15 protein-coding genes and 1 tRNA gene are annotated in these 17,011 nt (G+C 67.2%); 8 read left to right on the forward strand and 8 right to left on the reverse strand.

From position 1 onward, the window contains the following. Positions 1-244: 244 nt before the first annotated feature. Positions 245-322 (reverse strand) — tRNA-Thr (locus C7T96_RS15145). A 314-nt stretch (positions 323-636) separates the two neighbouring features. Between C7T96_RS15145 and C7T96_RS15150 the strand changes: the two genes are divergently transcribed. The 5 genes from C7T96_RS15150 to C7T96_RS15170 all read left to right on the forward strand — a co-directional run bounded on the left by C7T96_RS15150 (position 637) and on the right by C7T96_RS15170 (position 6,917). Continuing rightward, positions 637-1,137 carry a (2Fe-2S)-binding protein gene (locus tag C7T96_RS15150; protein WP_106572097.1) on the forward strand — a complete coding sequence of 167 codons (501 nt, stop codon included), beginning with the start codon at positions 637-639 and terminating at the stop codon, positions 1,135-1,137. Positions 1,138-1,265: 128 nt separating this feature from the next. After that, entirely contained in the window at positions 1,266-3,614 is a 2,349-nt protein-coding gene (locus tag C7T96_RS15155; protein WP_106572098.1) for a xanthine dehydrogenase family protein molybdopterin-binding subunit, read from the forward strand. Positions 3,615-3,753: 139 nt separating this feature from the next. Further along, complete coding sequence (locus tag C7T96_RS15160) at positions 3,754-4,554, forward strand: xanthine dehydrogenase family protein subunit M (RefSeq protein WP_106572099.1); 801 nt, start codon at positions 3,754-3,756, stop codon at positions 4,552-4,554. Positions 4,555-4,741: 187 nt separating this feature from the next. After that, positions 4,742-5,893, forward strand: coding sequence for a D-alanyl-D-alanine-carboxypeptidase/endopeptidase AmpH (ampH, locus tag C7T96_RS15165; protein WP_106572100.1), 1,152 nt, complete (start codon positions 4,742-4,744; stop codon positions 5,891-5,893). Positions 5,894-5,996: 103 nt separating this feature from the next. After that, positions 5,997-6,917, forward strand: a complete 921-nt coding sequence (locus C7T96_RS15170) for a DMT family transporter (protein WP_106572101.1) — start codon at positions 5,997-5,999, stop codon at positions 6,915-6,917. Between the two features lie 24 nt (positions 6,918-6,941). Here the strand turns inward: C7T96_RS15170 and dgcN are convergent, their stop codons facing one another. The 3 genes from dgcN to C7T96_RS15185 all read right to left on the reverse strand — a co-directional run bounded on the left by dgcN (position 6,942) and on the right by C7T96_RS15185 (position 9,433). Continuing rightward, positions 6,942-7,940 carry an N-acetyltransferase DgcN gene (gene dgcN, locus C7T96_RS15175; RefSeq protein ID WP_106572102.1) on the reverse strand — a complete coding sequence of 333 codons (999 nt, stop codon included), beginning with the start codon at positions 7,938-7,940 and terminating at the stop codon, positions 6,942-6,944. Between the two features lie 84 nt (positions 7,941-8,024). Further along, positions 8,025-8,303, reverse strand: a complete 279-nt coding sequence (locus C7T96_RS15180; RefSeq protein WP_106572103.1) for a MoaD/ThiS family protein — start codon at positions 8,301-8,303, stop codon at positions 8,025-8,027. A 47-nt stretch (positions 8,304-8,350) separates the two neighbouring features. Continuing rightward, on the reverse strand, positions 8,351-9,433 hold the full coding sequence (locus C7T96_RS15185) for a sialidase family protein (protein ID WP_106572104.1): 1,083 nt from the start codon (positions 9,431-9,433) through the stop codon (positions 8,351-8,353). A 73-nt stretch (positions 9,434-9,506) separates the two neighbouring features. Between C7T96_RS15185 and C7T96_RS15190 the strand changes: the two genes are divergently transcribed. After that, positions 9,507-9,953: a MarR family winged helix-turn-helix transcriptional regulator gene (locus C7T96_RS15190; protein ID WP_106572105.1), complete on the forward strand. Its 447-nt coding sequence runs from the start codon at positions 9,507-9,509 to the stop codon at positions 9,951-9,953. Between the two features lie 31 nt (positions 9,954-9,984). Here the strand turns inward: C7T96_RS15190 and C7T96_RS15195 are convergent, their stop codons facing one another. Both C7T96_RS15195 and C7T96_RS15200 read right to left on the reverse strand, forming a co-directional pair. Beyond that, positions 9,985-10,866, reverse strand: coding sequence for a DMT family transporter (locus tag C7T96_RS15195; RefSeq protein WP_199190488.1), 882 nt, complete (start codon positions 10,864-10,866; stop codon positions 9,985-9,987). Continuing rightward, positions 10,863-11,816: a nitronate monooxygenase family protein gene (locus C7T96_RS15200; RefSeq protein ID WP_106572106.1), complete on the reverse strand. Its 954-nt coding sequence runs from the start codon at positions 11,814-11,816 to the stop codon at positions 10,863-10,865. The genes C7T96_RS15195 and C7T96_RS15200 overlap by 4 nt, the downstream gene beginning before the upstream one ends. 255 nt (positions 11,817-12,071) lie before the next feature. Here C7T96_RS15200 and C7T96_RS15205 point away from each other — a divergent pair, with 255 nt between their 5' ends. Next, the gene (locus C7T96_RS15205) at positions 12,072-13,265 is read left to right on the forward strand and encodes a hypothetical protein (RefSeq protein ID WP_106572107.1); all 1,194 of its coding nucleotides are present in this window, start codon (positions 12,072-12,074) and stop codon (positions 13,263-13,265) included. A 5-nt stretch (positions 13,266-13,270) separates the two neighbouring features. Here C7T96_RS15205 and C7T96_RS15210 read toward each other — a convergent pair whose 3' ends face one another. Further along, positions 13,271-14,872, reverse strand: a complete 1,602-nt coding sequence (locus tag C7T96_RS15210) for a cisplatin damage response ATP-dependent DNA ligase (protein ID WP_106572108.1) — start codon at positions 14,870-14,872, stop codon at positions 13,271-13,273. Next, complete coding sequence (locus C7T96_RS15215) at positions 14,872-15,882, reverse strand: ligase-associated DNA damage response exonuclease (protein ID WP_106572270.1); 1,011 nt, start codon at positions 15,880-15,882, stop codon at positions 14,872-14,874. Before C7T96_RS15215 ends, C7T96_RS15210 begins: the two co-directional genes overlap by 1 nt. Before the next feature lie 115 nt (positions 15,883-15,997). On the opposite strand from C7T96_RS15215, the gene C7T96_RS15220 reads away from it, so the two are divergent. Next, entirely contained in the window at positions 15,998-16,975 is a 978-nt protein-coding gene (locus C7T96_RS15220) for a methyltransferase (RefSeq protein ID WP_106572109.1), read from the forward strand. Positions 16,976-17,011 lie beyond the last annotated feature (36 nt).

The following is a 17,011-nucleotide window of genomic DNA, read 5'->3' on the forward strand; positions in this document are numbered from 1 at the left end:
TGATCGGCAAGTGACGGCTCAGTAATTGCCATTCGCGCCGGGATAGGCACCATCAACTCAGCATCGCCATTCCAAACATGGGGACACCGCACCGGACCGACAGAGACGGCTGGCAGAAGTGGCGGCTTTGGTGGGCGGAACTGTCTGAAACCCGCCCCGTCTTTGGATAAATGGAGCCGCAACCCACGGAAAAGACGCAGCTATTCCGAGACGGCGGGGAGACGGGAGTGGTGCAGGAAAAGAGTGGTGCCGANCTTGCGTGACTCGAACACGCGACCCCATCATTACGAATGATGTGCTCTACCAACTGAGCTAAAGCGGCCCTATGCCGGCGTCTGGACGAGCCGACGATACGGTGTGCGGGTGATATCGACAATGACGGCCGATTTCAAGCGTCCTGTGGCGACAAATCCGCGTCGCGCCGGAGCGCCCGCTGCCGATCGCGTTGCCGGTGGCGGGCCGCCGCGGCGCGCCGTTGCCGCCGGTGGCACCATGCGACCAAATTCCCATCGCGCGCACTGGAAAAACAATGCTGTGCCAATGGACTCTCGGTGCCGCTGCGTTAATCTTCGGCACCAGCCTTTCTGCGTTACAGATCGCGCGGTTTTCAAAACGAAGCGCTTTGGAGGAGGATCGATGTCTGAGGTTTCGATGAGTGTGAACGGCCGCGAGGTGTCGGCGACGGTCGAGGGCCGAACGCTGCTCATCCATTTTCTGCGCGAACATCTCGGCCTGACGGGCACGCATGTCGGCTGCGACACCTCGCAGTGCGGCGCCTGCGTGGTCCATGTCGACGGCAAGGCCGTCAAGAGCTGCTCGATGCTGGCCGCCCAGGCGGCCGGCAGCCAGATCACCACGATCGAGGGGCTGGCCGACGGCAACGATCTGCACCCGGTGCAGGCGGCCTTCAAGGAGCATCACGGGCTTCAGTGCGGGTTCTGCACGCCCGGCATGATCATGGCCGCGACCGACATGATCGAGCGCCATGGGCCCGGCAATCTCGACGAGGCCACGGTGCGCGCCGAGCTGGAGGGCAATATCTGCCGCTGCACCGGCTACCACAATATCGTCAAGGCGATCCTGGCCGCGTCGAAGACGATGGCCAAGGGCAAGGGCAAGGCAAAGAAGGCGGCCTGAGCCGCGGCCGGCTCGACGGCGGGCGGACGGCTTGTCCAGCGGGGCCCCGTGCCGGGCGTTCCGTCCCGGCCCTGCCCTCGAGCGGGATCGACGTGGTTTAAGCCCCAGATTTCCGGGAGGATATGAGAATGGGTGTTGAAGGTATCGGCGCGCGGGTGGCGCGCAAGGAAGACAAGAGATTCATCACCGGCGGCGGCCGTTACGTCGACGACATGGTGGTGCCGGGCATGAAGCATGCCGCGTTCGTGCGCTCGCCGCACGCCCATGCCGACATCAAGAAGATCGACGTCAAGGCGGCCAAGAAGATGCCGGGCGTGATCGACGTGCTGGTCGGCAAGGAACTCAAGACAGACGGCATCGGCAATCTGATCTGCGGCTGGATGGTCCATTCCAAGGACGGTTCGCCGATGAATATGGGCGCCTGGTCGCCGTTGGCGGTCGACCGCGTGCGTTATGTCGGCGATGCGGTGGCGATCGTCGTCGCCGAGACCAAGGGCCAGGCGCGCGACGCCGCCGAGGCCGTCGAGGTCACCTACAAGGAAAAGAAGGCGGTCACCGACACCGTCTCGGCGCTGAAGAAGGGCGCGCCGCAGCTTCATCCCGAGGCGCCCGGCAATCTGATCTACGACTGGGAGATCGGCGAGGCCGAGGCGACCGACAAGGCGATCGCCGCCGCCCACCATGTCACCACCTTGCAGATCGTCAACAATCGGCTGGTGCCCAACGCCATGGAGCCGCGCGCCGCGCTCGGCCATTACGACAAGGCGGAGGACCACTACACCTGCTGGACGACCTCGCAGAACCCGCATGTCGCCCGGCTGGTGATGAGCGCCTTCTACAATGTCGCGCCGGAAAACAAGCTCAGGGTGATCGCCCCCGACGTCGGCGGCGGCTTCGGCTCCAAGATCTTCATCTATCCCGAGGAGATCGTGTGCCTGTGGGCATCCAAGCGCACCGGCGTGCCGGTCAAATGGGTGGCCGACCGTACCGAAAGCTTCCTGACCGACGCGCATGGCCGCGACCACGTCACCGAGGTCAAGCTCGCCTTCGACGCCGACAACAAGATGACGGCGATGAAGGTCGACACGATCGCCAATTTCGGCGCCTACATGTCGCTGTTTTCGTCCTCGGTGCCGACCTATCTCTACGCCACCTTGCTGTCTGGCCAGTACAATATTCCGGCCATTCACTGCAATGTGCGGGCCGTCTACACCAACACCGCGCCGGTCGACGCCTATCGCGGCGCCGGCCGCCCGGAGGCGACCTATGTGGTGGAACGCGTCGTCGAAACGGCGGCGCGCGAACTGGGCATGAGCCCGGCCGAATTGCGGCGCAGGAATTTCATCACCGAGTTCCCGCACCAGACCCCGGTGATCATGAATTACGACGCCGGCGACTATGCCGCCTCGCTCGACGCGGCGATGAAGGCGGCCGACTATGCCGGCTTCGAAAAGCGCCGCGAGCAGGCCAAGAAGGCCGGCAAGCTGCGCGGCATCGGCATGAGCTGCTATATCGAGGCCTGCGGCATCGCGCCGTCGGCCGCGGTCGGCTCGCTCGGCGCCGGCGTCGGCCTGTGGGAATCGGCCGAGGTGCGCGTCAACGGCGTCGGCACCATCGAAGTGCTGACGGGTTCGCACTCGCACGGCCAGGGCCACGAGACGACCTTCTCCCAGCTCGTCGCCGATCGTTTCGGCGTGCCGCTCGATTCGGTCTCGATTGTGCATGGCGACACCGACAAGGTGCAGATGGGCATGGGCACCTACGGCTCGCGTTCCGGCGCGGTCGGCATGTCGGCGATCGTCAAGGCGCTCGACAAGGTCGAGGCCAAGGCCAAGAAGATCGCCGCCCACTTGATGGAGGCCGACGAAGGCGACATCGTCATCGAAAACGGCGAACTGAAGGTGGCGGGAACCGACAAGACGGTGCCCTGGTTCCAGATGGCGCTCGCCGCCTACACGGCCCACAACCTGCCGGAAGGCATGGAGCCGGGCCTGAAGGAAGGCGCCTTCTACGACCCGGCCAACTTCACCTTCCCGGCCGGCTGCTACATCTGCGAGGTCGAGGTCGATCCCGAGACCGGCCGCACAGAGATCGTGCAGTTCGTCGCCGCCGACGATTTCGGCAACATCATCAATCCGATGATCGTCGAAGGCCAGGTCCATGGCGGCATCGCCCAGGGCGTCGGCCAGGCGCTGCTGGAAGGGTGCCACTACGACGATAACGGCCAGCTGATCACCGCCAGCTACATGGATTACTGCATGCCGCGGGCCGACGATCTGCCCTCGTTCCAGGTCTCGACCTCGAACACGCCGTGCCCGTCCAATCCGCTCGGCATCAAGGGCTGCGGCGAGGCCGGCGCGATCGGGTCGCCACCGGCCGTCATCAACGCCATCACCGACGCGATCGGCAACAACGACCTGACCATGCCGGCGACGGCGCAGAAAGTGTGGTCGATACTGAACGCGGCGAAACATTGAGGACGAAACCCGTGCGGGGACGCCTGCAAGCCAGGCCGAGCGTGGTCGCGGACAAGGCCCGTCGGGCGCCGCGGCCCGCGCCCCCGCAAACGGCCGGCGCGCAGGCGCGCGCACGGTCCGCAAGCGAAAGGAATGCCAGATGTATTCGGTAAACTATCACCGTGCTTCGTCCGTGGCCGATGCGGTCAAGCTTTTGAAAAAGGCCGAGGACGGCCAGGTCGTGTCGGGCGGCATGACGCTGATCCCGGCGATGAAGACCAGGCTCGCCGCCCCGTCCGATCTCGTCGACCTGCGCCATGTCGATGAGCTCAAGGGCATCAAGGTCTCCGGCAAGACCGTCACCATCGGCGCGGCGACCACCCACGCCGAGGTCGCCGGCAACGACAAGCTCGCCAAGGTCTGCCCGGCGATCTGCGGTCTCGCCGCTCATATCGGCGATCCGCATGTGCGCCACATGGGCACGATCGGCGGGTCGCTCGCCAACAACGACCCGGCCGCCGACTATCCCGCGGCGATGCTGGCGCTCGACGCCACCATCGTCACCAACAAGCGTGAGATCGCGGCGGCGAAATTCTTCAAGGGCCTGTTCGAGACGACGCTCAAGGACGGCGAGATCGTCACTGCCGTCACCTTCACAGCACCGGCCAAATGCGGCTACGCCAAGTTCCCCAACCCGGCCTCGCGCTACGCCATGACCGGCGTGTTCGTCGCCAAGGGCAAGGACGGCGTGCGCGCCGCGGTCACCGGCGCCGGCGATGACGGCGTTTTCCGCTCCAAGGAGATCGAGGCGGCACTGGCCAAAAAGTTCGACGCCGCCGCGCTTGAGGGTGTCGCGGTGTCGTCGCGCGACCTGATGAGCGATATCCACGCCTCGGCCGAATACCGCGCCAATCTGGTCGTGGTGATGGCCAAGCGCGCGGTTGCCGCCGCCAACGCCTGAACGGCGTCGCGACGACAACGGCAGCATCCGTGTCGATACCCCCGCCGCGTGCGGGGGTATTTTTTTGCCGGGTGTTCCGGGTCACGGATTGGCAAGCATGAATGATCCTTGCCAGTGGACAGCGGGCGGCAAAACCGCCTAATTCGACCGGTCGTCCGATTTCCGTTCCCCAGGCCGGAGTAAGTCCATGGTTCGCCTGTGCCGGCAGCTCGCCGCTGCCCTTCTTGCCTCGTCGGTTGCCGGTTTTGCCGCCACTCCGGCCGCGGCCGGTCCGCTCCTCGACGAGACGGTTTCGTTCGCAGCCGAGATCTTCTTTCTCGATGTCGACGTGCCCGGCGTCGTCGTCGCGGCCGTCAAGGATGGCGAGACGACGGTGGTCGGGCTTGGCGAGACCCGCAAGGGCAATGGCCGGACGCCGACCGGCGACACGGTGCTGCGCATCGGCTCGATCACCAAGGCCTTCGCCGGCGCGATGCTGGCCCATGCGGTCGCCGCCGGCGAGGCCGGCTTCACCGATCCGGTCGCGCCGCTTCTGCCCGACTCGCTCGGCGCGGCGGCGGCCAAGCGTCAGCCGATCCGGCTGATCGATCTTGCCACCCATGCCGGCGGCCTGCCGCGCGAGGTGCCGCGCGCGCCGGGGCCGGACGGCGATCCGTTTTCCACCATCACCGACGATGCCTTCGCGACCTGGCTCGACGGCAACGACTTGCTGTTCCGGCCGGGCAGCGCCGTGCTCTACTCCAATTTCGGCTTCGACCTTCTGTCGGCGGCGCTGGCTGGTGCAGGCAAGAAACCCTATCCGCAACTGCTCGCCGAGCGCGTCACCGGCCCGCTGGGTATGGTTGACACGCGCTTCGAGCTCGCCGGCGACATGGCCGAACGGCTGATGAGCGGTCACGGTTTCGATGGCGCGCCGCTGCCGGACGTGCCCTCGGGCGCCGTGATTACCGGGTCGGGCGGCCTGCGCAGCACCGCCAACGACATGCTGCGCTGGCTGCAATGGCATCTCGACGACACCGCCGATGGGATAGCGCGCGAGGCGCGGTTCCTCGACCACGCCGTCTATCTCAGGCGCGACGGGCTGGCGACGGTCGTGGGGATGGACGAATCCGGCCGCATGGATGGCATGGGGCTTGGCTGGGTGGCGATGAACGCGACCGCACAACGCCCGTTCGTGCTGCAAAAGGCCGGTGCGCTGCAGGGGCAGATGTCTTATCTGGCCTTTGCGCCGGAAAAACAGGTCGGCATTTTCGTGAGCATGAACAAGTTCGATTTTTCCGCCGCCTATGCGATGGCCGCCTTCGCCAACCAGTTGCTGGTCGAGTTGGCCGGTGATTGACATATGCGGCGGCAACGCTGCGCAAGCGGGCGAGGGCGCTGGCAGCGCCGCTTGCCGGTGTTGGCCCATTTTGCCGTGCCGCCGGGATGTTTAACCTTAAACGATGACCAAAGACCGTCCTCTTCTCGGCATCGCGCTGATGACCGGCTTTTGCGCGCTGGCGCCGCTGGCCGATTCGATCGCCAAGATCCTCGGCGACACGATCCCGCTGATCCAGCTCCTGCTCGTGCGCTTCGCCTTCCAGGGCCTGCTGTTGTTGCCCTGGGTCGGCTGGCGGACGATCCGGCTGGCGCTGTCGCGCCGCTTCCTGTGGCTGACCGGATTGCGCACGCTGTTCCACATGATCGGCATCGGGGCGATGTTCGCCTCGCTGCGCTACCTGCCGCTGGCCGATGCGATCGCGATCGCCTTCGTCATGCCCTTCATCATGCTGTTGCTCGGCAAGCTGGTGCTCAAGGAGGAGGTCGGCCCGCGCCGACTGGCGGCCTGCGCCGTCGGATTCGCCGGCACGCTGCTGGTCATCCAGCCCAGCTTCCAGGATGTCGGCTGGCCCGCCCTGCTGCCGCTTGTGGTGGCGGTCGCGTTTTCGTTCTTCATGCTGGTGACGCGCCAGCTCGCCCGCGAAAGCGACCCGATCGCGCTGCAGGCGGTCAGCGGCCTGATGGCGAGCGCGGTGCTCGTGGTCGCGGTCGCCATAGGCTGGCGGTTCGCGGTTCCGCAACTGACGATGATTGCGCCAGAGGCGAACGAGATCGCGCTTCTGGTCACGATCGGCGTTTTGGGCACGTTCGCCCATCTGCTGATGACCTGGTCGCTGCGCTACGCGCCCGCGTCGACGCTGGCGCCGATGCAATATCTCGAAATTCCGTTCGCCACGATCATCGGCTGGGTGATCTTCCGCGACCTGCCGGACGGACTGGCGGCGCTGGGGATCGCGATCACCATCGCCGCCGGGCTCTATATCGTCGTGAGGGAGCGTCGCCTGGCGCGCGCGCAGAAAGCCGTGGCGCCGGCGGCGGAATAGAAGGGCCGGACCTGAAAGACCGCTCTACGCCTCCAGCGCGTCGACCAGCCGCTCGGCGCCGTCGCGGAACGGATCGACGGTCGGCAGTCCCATCCGGCTTTCGATCGCAGACAGGCACTCGGCCGCTTCTTCCGGGCTCAAGGCGGCGGTATTGACCGAAATTCCGGTCACGCGGACCTCGGGATTGACGATCCGAGCGACCGACAGCGAAAGTTCGCGCAAATCTTCCAGCGACGGCAGCCCGTAATGGGGCAGGCCGCGCATATGGGTGCGGGTCGGTTCGTGGCACAGCACCAGCGCGTCGGGCTGTCCGCCATGGATCAACGCCATCGTCACGCCGGAAAAAGACGGGTGAAACAGGCTGCCCTGGCCCTCGATCAGGTCCCAGTGATCGTCGTCATTGTCCGGGGTCAGCCATTCGACGGCGCCGGCCATGAAGTCGGCCACCACCGCGTCGAGCGGGATGCCGGAGCCGGTGATCAGGATGCCGGTCTGCCCGGTGGCACGGAACGTCGCCTTCATCGCCCGTTCGCGCATGGTCTTTTCCATGGCGAGCGCGGTGTACATCTTGCCGACCGAGCAATCGGTGCCGACCGCCAGGCAACGCTTGCCCCTGCGTTTCTTGCCGTCGGCGATCGGGTAGGTGTCTTGCGGCACGCGAACGTCGAACAGCCGGGTGCCGGCATCGCGCGCGGCCGCGACGAGTTCGGGAATGTCGGCAAGCTGATTGTGCAGCCCCGAGGCGATGTCCATGCCGGCGCGGCAGGCTTCGATCAGGCTGGCGCGCCAATTCTCGGCGATGACGCCGCCGCGATTGGCCGCGCCGACGATCATCGTTTGGGCACCGGCCGCACGGGCCTCGGCGATGCTCATCTCCGGCAGGCCGAGATCGGCCTTGCAGCCGTCGAGCCGGTGCTGGGCGAGCGCGAATTCGGGCCGCCAGTCCTTGACGCCCTGGGCCACCTTGGCCGCGAGCGGATCCGGCGCGTCGCCGAGAAAGAGCAGGTAAGGTGTCTTGAGCATGGGCGTCGCAACGTTTTTTGAAAATCAGTGCCGGAACGGCCCGCGATAGAGCCGCAAGCCGGCCGGCAATGTCAAGCATGCGTTTTATCCGCCGCTGATCGCGGTGAGGATGTGGACCTGGGCGCCCGGTTCGAGTGTCGCCTCGAGCCCGCAGCGCTCGCCGTCGACGAACACGTTCATATGCCGGCGTATCGCCGGCCGCGTGTCGCAGATGCGGTCGCGCATGCCCGGCCAGCGCCGGTCGAGCGCGTCGATCAGGCCGCGCACGCTGTCGGCCTCCACCTCGAGGTGGCGCGGCGCGCCCGGAAACAGGTCGGCCAGCACGCCGGCAAGGGTCACCCGTACCGGTTTTGGTTGCGTCATCGGCAAAGTCCCTTCAGGCGGGTGAGGCGGAGGACCGGGTTTCGCCCCTAACCGTCGAGCACCATCGTTTCCACCGAGAGGATCGCCGGCAGGTGCTGGGCGATCGTCTGCCAGCTTTCGCCCTCGTCGGCGCTGGCAAACAGCGCGCCGCCGCTGGTGCCGAAATAGACGCCGGCCGGATCGAGCCGGTCGCTCGCCATCGCCTGGCGCAGGACGCCGAAATAGGCGTTTTCCTGCGGCAGCCCGCGGCGCAGGTCCTGCCAGCTCTTGCCGCCGTCGCGTGTGCGCCAGACCGCGGCCCTGGCGTCGGGCACGTAGCGGCCGGCCGAATCGCCGTTGAGCGGCAGCAGGAACAGCGTGTCGGGCTGCCTGGGATGCGCGGCGGCGGGAAAGCCGAACGAGGAGGGCAGGCCGTCCTCGATACTGTGCCAGTTTCGTCCGCCATCGTCGCTGCGATACATGCCGCAATGGTTTTGCTGATAGAGCCGGTCGGGCATGCCGGGCGCCATCACCAGGCAGTGCACGCATTGGCCGAATTCGGGATAGTTCTGGCCCTCGGGCAGGAAATCGGCGCGCGTGCCCAGATTGCGCGGCTCCCAGCTATCGCCGCCATCGGCGCTGTAAAACACGCCGGCGGCCGAAATGCCGACCCAGATGCGCCTGGCGTCGGCGGGGTCGAAAACCAGCGAATGCAGGATGAGGCCGGCACCGCCCGGGTTCCATTCCGGCCGGGTTGGATGTTTCTGCAGCCCGTCGAGATGACGCCAGCTTGCGCCGTCGTCCTCGCTCTTGAACAGGCCGGCCGGCTGCACGCCGGCGTAAAGCCCGTCGGGCGCCAGCGCCAGGCTCCAGCCGGCCGCGACCGGCTCCTCGCCCTCGTCGTAGGCGAGCCCGTCGCTGGAATGCGTCCAGCTTGCGCCGAGATCGGGCGATTTCCAGACCGCCGGCCCGAACCATTCATTGCCGCCGGTGCCGTAGATCGTGCCGCTCCGCGGATCGCCGATGACATGGTTCATCGGCCATGTTTCGCAAAAGGGGCCGCGCAAGGTCCAGCCCTGACGGGTCTTGTCGCTTTCGGCGATGAAGACGCCCTTTTTGGTTCCGATCAGAACAACTACCTTAGCGGGCATTGCGCTCCTCCTCGTGCTGCCAGCGATCAGCCGGTGCTGGACAATGCGTTGATATCAACATAATACGGTGACCATGTCAAAACCCGAACCGCTGACCTTCGCCACGACGCTGGAAGTCCGCGACGCCTGCCTTTGTCTCCACGTCCAGCGGGCGGCGCGCGCCTTGGCGCGCCATTTCGACGAGGTGTTGCGCCCATACGGATTGTCGAACGGCCAGTTTTCCCTGCTGATGGCGCTCAACCGGCCCCAGCCGCCGCGCATGAAGGACGTCGCCGCCACGCTGGCCATGGATCGCACCACGTTGACGGCCGCGCTCAAGCCTCTGGAAAGGCGCGGCCTGGCCTCGTCGCAAATCGATCCGGCCGACCGGCGCAACCGCGTGCTTCATCTGACCGAGGCCGGCCGCGCCGCGCTGGCCGCCGCCGTGCCGGCCTGGCGCGCAAGCCACGCCGAGATCGAGGCCAGGCTGCCGGGGCGCGACGCCGACGGTTTGCGCGCCGCCCTGTTGGCTCTGTCATGAGCCGGCTGCGGTGTTGCGGCCGGGCCGGGTTTCAGCCGCGCAGCCTCTCCCGCCAGGCGATGGCGACCGCGCCGGTTACGATTAGCACCGAGCCGGCCAGGCTGTAGATGCCGGGCTTTTCGCCAAAAACGGCGAAATCGTAGAGGCCGGCGAAGACGAGGGTGGTATAGAACAGCGGGACGATGAAGCTGGCGTCGCCGCGCCGCAGCGCTTCGAGGAAAAGCGCCTGGGCGGCGACCATCGCAATCCCGATCGCGGCAAGCAGCGCCCATTGCGACGCGCTCGGCTGGCGCCACACGAACCCCGCCGCCGCGACCGACAGCACGGTGCCGAGGAAATTGCCGACCACGAGGATGCGCAGCGTCGGTTCGCGATTGGTCAGCTTTTTGACCAGCACGACTTCGAGCCCGATGAAAAGCGCCGCCGCCAGCGCGATCAGCGCCGCTGGCTGGAAGGCGTCGCTGCCCGGATTGGTCAGCACGAGCGCGCCGGCGAGCGCGATCGTCGCCGCGCCCCAGCGCCAGCGACCGACGGACTCGCCGAGGAGCGGGATCGCCAGCACCATCGCCACGATCGGGTTCAGGAAGCTGATCGCCGTGGCGTCGGCAAGCCGCATCAACGCCGAGGCGGCGAACAGGCAGGTAACGCCGGACCATCCGGCCGCCACCCGTGCCAGATGGTTGCCCCATGCGGTGCCGGCAAAGCGCGGGCGGCGCCATAGGATGATCGGCACCAGCGCGAGCAAGGCGAAGAAATAGCGGCCTGCCGAAACCTGCAGCGGGTGGATCGGCGCGCCGTCCAACGCGCGGCCGAGCATTTTGGCGAACAAGGTGGTGCCGGCGACCAGCGCGCAGGCAAGCACCATCATCCCGACGGCGGCGGCGACGTCTCCGGCGCGCCGCGTCCGGTTCACACGGCCAGTCTGGTCTTGGCGGCCTCGTATTCCTGCGCGAGGCGATCGACGAGTTCGCCCGCGCCGACGATGTCGGTGACGGCGCCGATGCCCTGGCCGCAGCCCCAAATCTGTTTCCAGGCCTTGGTTTCGCGGCTGTCGAAATTCATCTTCGACGGATCGGAGACCGGCAGGTTGGCCGGGTCGAGCCCCTGGGCCTCGATCGAGCCCTTGAGGTAGTTGCCGTGCACGCCGGTGAACAGGTTGGAATAGACGATGTCGGCGGCCCTGGAGTCGACGATCATCTGCTTGTAGTCCTCCACGGCCCGCGCCTCGTGGGTGGCGATGAAAGGCGAGCCGATATAGGCCATGTCGGCGCCCATCGCCTGTGCCGCCAGGATCGCACCGCCATTGGCGATCGCCCCCGACAGCAGCAGCGGCCCGTCGAACCATTGCCGGATTTCCTGGACCAGCGCGAAGGGCGACAGCGTGCCGGCATGGCCGCCCGCGCCGGCGGCGACCGCGATCAGCCCGTCCGCGCCCTTTTCGATCGCCTTGCGCGCGTGCCGGTCATGGATGATGTCGTGCAGCACGATGCCACCGTAGGAGTGGACGGCCTGGTTGACCTCCTCGACCGCACCGAGCGAGGTGATGACGATCGGCACCTTGTGTTCGACGCAGGCCCGCAAATCGTGATCGAGGCGCGAATTGGATTTATGCACGATCTGGTTGACGGCGAACGGCGCCGCCGGCCGGTCGGGATGCTTGGCGTCATGGTCGGCAAGCGTCTCGGTGATTTCGGCCAGCCAGTCGTGCAGTTGGGCCTCGGGACGGGCGTTGAGGGCGGGAAAAGCACCGACGATGCCGGCCTTGCACTGCGCCAGCACGAGCGGCGGGTGCGAGATGATGAACAGCGGCGACCCGACCACCGGAATCCTGAGGTTTTTCTTCAAAATGTCCGGCAGCGCCATGCGCACCTCCCGCGTCGGCTTGATTGACGTTTCCGTAAACGTCGCTTTTCTAGCAGATGCCGTCGGGCAGGCAACCGGGAATCTCGTTCGCCCGGCCCGGCTCCGTTCGCCGGGTGGCGATTTGCGGACCGACTGTTGCCGTAGGGGCATCATCGTCCGGAATCGTCGCCCGTGCCGTTCCGCGCCGGTCGGGTTTGGTTGATTGACGGCGGCACTGCCGCTAACGGTTACGAAAGGCGCAATGGGAATGATGCATTGAACCCGATTGAAAAGGCGATCAGGAACGCCCTCGACAAGGGCGATGCCGGTGACCGCGCTTTTCGCGAAAAGGTCTACCGATCCGTTCATGCCGCGCTCGAAAGAACGCTGCAGGCAAATCCCGACGTCACGCCGGACATTCTGCGCCAGCGCCGCCAGGCGCTGAAGACGGCGATCAGCGCCATCGAAACCGAATTCATTCCCGCCGTGGCGCCGCCCACCGCCGCTGACGGGCGGCCCGGCCCGGGCGACGAAGACCCGGCGGATGCGGCGCCGGCGGTGGATGCGGGGCCGCGCGAGCCGGCCGCGAGCAAGGCGCCGGGTGTGGAACTCGACGTCGCGGAAAAGCACGCGCCGGCGGCGCCGGCGGTGGAGATTGAAACCCCGCGCTCCCCGGCAGCGGCCGACGTCCCCGCCGCCGGGCCGCGCCGGGCGCGCGCGGCCGAGCGGCGCGAGCCGGCTTTCGAGACGGGCGGCGAAACCGTTGCCGTCAAACGCGACGAGAACGGCGATTTGCGCGCCGAAACCCGGCCCGCGCCGCGGCGCCGTCGCGGACGGCTGTTTGCCGGGCTGTTTCTGGCCGCGACCGTCGTGGCCGCGGTCGGCATCGGTGTGTGGTGGGTGTCCGAACAGGGTCTGCTGCGTTCGCCCGAGGAGCGCGACACGTCCGTGCCCAACCCGCCCAAGACGCTCGAGGAAGAGGAATTCCAACCGGCCGACCCGCCAAGGCTTGGAAGCGAGCCGAGCGAAGAGCGGAACTGGATCACGATCTTTTCCCCGGATAATCCGGGCGCGGTGGTGACGCCCGCCGGGGCGAGCGCGGAGGTGGTCGACTCCGATGGCGAGCCGGCGCTGCGGATCCGCGGCGAGGGTGCCGACACGCCGGTCCTGTTCGATGTCGGCCAGGGCGTGCTGCAGCAGATCGCCGGCCGGCGCGCTTTGTTCGACATTGTCGCGCGGTCCGAGGAGGGCGAGGAGACCCAGGTTTCCGTTACCTGCAATTTCGGCGAATTGGGCGATTGCGGCCGCAACCGCTACAGCGTCGTGCCGACGCGTTCGGACTACCTGTTCGACCTCGCCATGCCGGACGCGGCGCCGGGAGCCGCTGGCACGATCGCCATCGTGCCCGACGTCGACGCCGGCGCCAAGGCGATCGAGATTTTCGAGATCCGCGTGTCGGTTGCGCAATAGCCGGCCTACCGGTCGAGCAGCGCCTGAAGGGTTTCGAGCCTGTCGGCCTCGGCCGCCGGCTTGTCCCAGCGTAGACGCGCAATGCGCGGAAAGCGCATGGCGAGACCCGAGCGATGCCGCTTCGAACGGTTGAGGCCCTCGAAGGCGATTTCCAGCACCAGCCCGTGCCCGGGTTCGGCCCGCACCGCCCTGACCGGGCCGTAGCGCTCGACCGTGTTGTCGCGCACGAACTTGTCGATCTGTCGCAGTTCGTCGTCGGTGAAGCCGAAATAGGCCTTGCCGACCGGGACAAGCTCGGGCGCCTCCGGCGGGCCGGTCCACACCCCGAACGTGTAGTCCGAATAGTAGCTCGACCGTTTGCCGTGTCCGCGCTGGGCGTACATCAGCACCGCGTCGACGGTGAAGGGATCGCGCTTCCACTTGAACCAGGGACCTTTCGGCCGGCCGGCGACATAGGCTGCGTCCCAGCGCTTGAGCATGACGCCTTCGATCACCGGGTGTGGCGGCGCGCGCCGCAACGCCTCGAGCGCGCTCCAGTTCTCGAACCCGACCAGCGGCGACAGGTCGAATTTCGGCGAGGCGAGCGTGCCGACAAAATCTTCCAGCCTTTTGCGTCGTTCGCGAAAGGGTTTGTCGCGCAGCGTCTCGCCCTCGATCTGCAACAAATCGTAGCAGCGGATGAAGGCCGGATAGGTCTCCAGCGTGCGGGCCGAAACCGTCTTGCGGTTGAGCCGCTGCTGCAGGTCGGAAAAGCTGCCGGTCTCGCCGTCGGGTCGGCCGACCAGCAATTCGCCATCGAGTGCGGACTCGAAATCCAGACGGTCGATTATGTCGGGAAAGGCGGCGGAGATGTCGTCGCCGGTGCGCGAGTAGAGCCGGGCGCGGCCCCGTTCCGCCACCGCCTGCACGCGGATGCCGTCCCATTTCCATTCGGCCGCATAGTCGTCGGGGTCGAGGGTCTCCAGATCGCGATCGCCGAGCGGACTGGCGAGCATGACCGGCTTGAACAGCGCCGGCGCGGTCGCCGGCGGCCGTTCCGCGCGCCCTTCGAGCCAGGCGAACAGGCTAAGATAAGGCGGTTCCAGCCCGTGCCACAATTCCTCGATCTGGGCGATGTCGACGCCGCCCATCGCGGCCAGCGCCTGTTTTGCGCTGCGCGCCGATACCCCGATCCTGAGGCCGCCGGTGGCGAGCTTGATCAGCGCAAAGCGGGAAGAGGCGTCGAGCCGGTCGAGCAGGCTGGCCACGACGGCGGCGCCGCGCACGCGTCCAGCCGCCATCAACGCCTCGATCGCCTCGCTAAGCCGGGGCGACGGGCCGTCGGGCGGCTCGTCCGGTGCCGGCCACACCAGCGAAACCGTTTCGGCGAGATCGCCGACATAATCGTAGGAATAGGCAAACAGCACCGGGTCCATACGCTCGCCGACCAGGGTGCGCAGCATGGCCGGTTTGACGCCGGGTATGTCGAGGTCGCCGGTCAGCGCTGCCAGCGCCAGGCCGCGATCTGGGTCCGGCGTCGTTGAGAAATAATCGACCAGCAGCCTGAGCTTGGCGTTGCGCGACGGCGTCAGCACGAGCCGGTCGAGCAGTTCGGCGAAGCGGTCCATCAGTCGCCCTCGTCCTCGTAGCCGACGAGGTGGAGCGGCCGGGCCTTGATGCCGTTGAGTTCGCACCAGCGCACCAGGGCCTCCTCGCGGCCATGCGTGACCCACACCTCGCCGGCGCCGGTCTCGCCGATGGTGGCGACCAGTTCGTCCCAGTCGGCATGGTCCGACACGATCAGCGGCAGCTCGACGCCACGCTGTCTGGCGCGTTGGCGGATAAGCATCCAGCCGGACGCAAAGGCCGACACGGGGTCGGGGAAGCGCCGCGCCCAGCGCTCGGCGAAGGCGGCCGGTGGACCGATCACCACCGCGCCGGCGAAGCGGTCGCGCTGGCCGTCGTCGACGGTCGCCGGCGCAAGCGGACCGAGCGCGATGCCGCGGCTTTCGTAATAGGCGCACAGTTTTTCCAGCGCGCCGTGAATGTGGATGGGGCCGTCATGGCCGGCGGCGCGCAAAAGCGCGATCACGCGCTGCGCCTTGCCGAGCGAATAGGCGCCGACCAGATGGGCGCGCTCGGGAAACTGGGCCACCGACCTGATCAGCCTGGCGATTTCGCCGCGGTCGTCGGGATGGCGGAAAACCGGCAGGGCGAACGTGGCTTCGGTGATGAAGACGTCGCAGGCGACCGGCTCGAAGTCTTGGCAGGTTGGGTCGTGCCGGCGTTTGTAGTCGCCGGAGGCGACGATGCGCAACCCGTCCTTTTCGACTGCGATCTGGGCCGAGCCCAGAACGTGGCCGGCGGGATGAAACGAAACCCGCACCCCGCCAAGCGTCGTCGTCTCGCCCAGCTTGGCGGCCTGGCTGCTGGCGGCGAAATCCGCGCCGTAGCGCAGCGCCATGATATCGAGCGTTTCCCGGGTGGCCAGCACGGCACGGTGACCGGCGCGGGCGTGGTCGGCATGGCCGTGCGTGATCAGCGCGCGCGCAACCGGCCGCACCGGATCGATGAAGAAATCGCCGGCCGGGCAATAAAGCCCCTCGGGGCGCGGATGAAGCAGGTCCGGGGCGCGCATGGGAGCAAGATAGCGCGTTGCCGGCCCGGAGGAACCCCGCGAAAAAATCCTCTTGCCAAAGCGGGAAAGCCGGCGGATAAGCCTCGCCCGCTTTTTGCGGTTTTGGAAAAACCGAATGACCATGCCCTTTTTCTGCTCCGGAGATCGCATCGCCGACCGGCGGGCGGATTATGCCGCTATGTTGTGGGATATGGGCGACAAGCCCGCCGCCATCGATCTGATGGCCGACGCGCTGGCGTTGGCACCGGGCTGGGCGCCGGGTTGGTTCCGGCTCGGCGAGATGCGCGAAGAGGTAGGCGATCTGACCGGCGCGGCCGGAGCCTGGACCGAGGCGCTGCGGCTCGATCCCTCGGACCGCATGGGCGCCAGCCTCAAGCTCTGCCTGATCGGGGCCGCGCAGGGGATCGAGACGGCGCCGGCCGCCTTCGTGGAAACGCTGTTCGACCAATATGCGGACCGTTTCGACATGTCGCTGGTCGAGAAGCTCGGCTACCGGGTGCCCGACCTGATTGCCGGGGCTCTCTCCCGCCTCGGCGCGCGCACCTTCGCGCATGTCGTCGATCTCGGTTGCGGCACCGGCCTGATGGGCGAGAGGCTGCGTGGCCGGGCCAGTTTCCTGGAGGGCAACGACATTTCGCGCGCCATGCTGCGCAAGGCGGAGGCGAAACGGTTCTACGATCGGCTCGACCGCGTCGATCTTTCCGTGATGGAAGCCGGCGCGTGCCGGGCGGATCTCGTCGTCGCCGCCGACGTGCTGATCTATCTCGGCGCGCTGGACCGGATCGTGTCGGTGGTCGCGGGCATGGTGAAGCCGAACGGGCTGTTCGCCTTCTCGGTCGAACTCCACGATGGCCCGGAGCCGATGATGTTGCGGCCGTCGCGGCGTTTCGCGCATGCCCCGCATCATCTTCGGGCGTTGTTGACGCGCAGCGGTTTCGAGCTCGTTTTCATAGAGGAGACGGAACTGCGCCGCGATCGCGGCGAAGCCGTCGCCGGCCTGATCCTCGTCGCGCGCCGCACCGTCTCGGTCGGCGCCGTAGAACGGCTCGACGATCCCCACGCCGTCGGGCCCGCCCGCCCGGTGGCGCGATAGCGGCTTGGCGGCCAGTTCGTTCTGGTTTAGTTCTGG

The organism is Nitratireductor sp. StC3 (assembly GCF_003015025.1).
Classification (GTDB): domain Bacteria; phylum Pseudomonadota; class Alphaproteobacteria; order Rhizobiales; family Rhizobiaceae; genus Mangrovimarina; species Mangrovimarina alexandrii.

Coding starts and splice junctions, on each gene's coding strand:
- C7T96_RS15185 (WP_106572104.1), bottom strand. CDS start 9,433: ATGCCCGCTAAGGTAGTTGTTCTGATCGGAACCAAAAAGGGCGTCTTC.
- C7T96_RS15180 (WP_106572103.1), bottom strand. CDS start 8,303: ATGACGCAACCAAAACCGGTACGGGTGACCCTTGCCGGCGTGCTGGCC.
- dgcN (WP_106572102.1), bottom strand. CDS start 7,940: ATGCTCAAGACACCTTACCTGCTCTTTCTCGGCGACGCGCCGGATCCG.
- C7T96_RS15210 (WP_106572108.1), bottom strand. CDS start 14,872: ATGGACCGCTTCGCCGAACTGCTCGACCGGCTCGTGCTGACGCCGTCG.
- C7T96_RS15155 (WP_106572098.1), top strand. CDS start 1,266: ATGGGTGTTGAAGGTATCGGCGCGCGGGTGGCGCGCAAGGAAGACAAG.
- C7T96_RS15150 (WP_106572097.1), top strand. CDS start 637: ATGTCTGAGGTTTCGATGAGTGTGAACGGCCGCGAGGTGTCGGCGACG.
- C7T96_RS15170 (WP_106572101.1), top strand. CDS start 5,997: ATGACCAAAGACCGTCCTCTTCTCGGCATCGCGCTGATGACCGGCTTT.
- C7T96_RS15220 (WP_106572109.1), top strand. CDS start 15,998: ATGACCATGCCCTTTTTCTGCTCCGGAGATCGCATCGCCGACCGGCGG.
- C7T96_RS15200 (WP_106572106.1), bottom strand. CDS start 11,816: ATGGCGCTGCCGGACATTTTGAAGAAAAACCTCAGGATTCCGGTGGTC.
- ampH (WP_106572100.1), top strand. CDS start 4,742: ATGGTTCGCCTGTGCCGGCAGCTCGCCGCTGCCCTTCTTGCCTCGTCG.
- C7T96_RS15190 (WP_106572105.1), top strand. CDS start 9,507: ATGTCAAAACCCGAACCGCTGACCTTCGCCACGACGCTGGAAGTCCGC.
- C7T96_RS15160 (WP_106572099.1), top strand. CDS start 3,754: ATGTATTCGGTAAACTATCACCGTGCTTCGTCCGTGGCCGATGCGGTC.
- C7T96_RS15215 (WP_106572270.1), bottom strand. CDS start 15,882: ATGCGCGCCCCGGACCTGCTTCATCCGCGCCCCGAGGGGCTTTATTGC.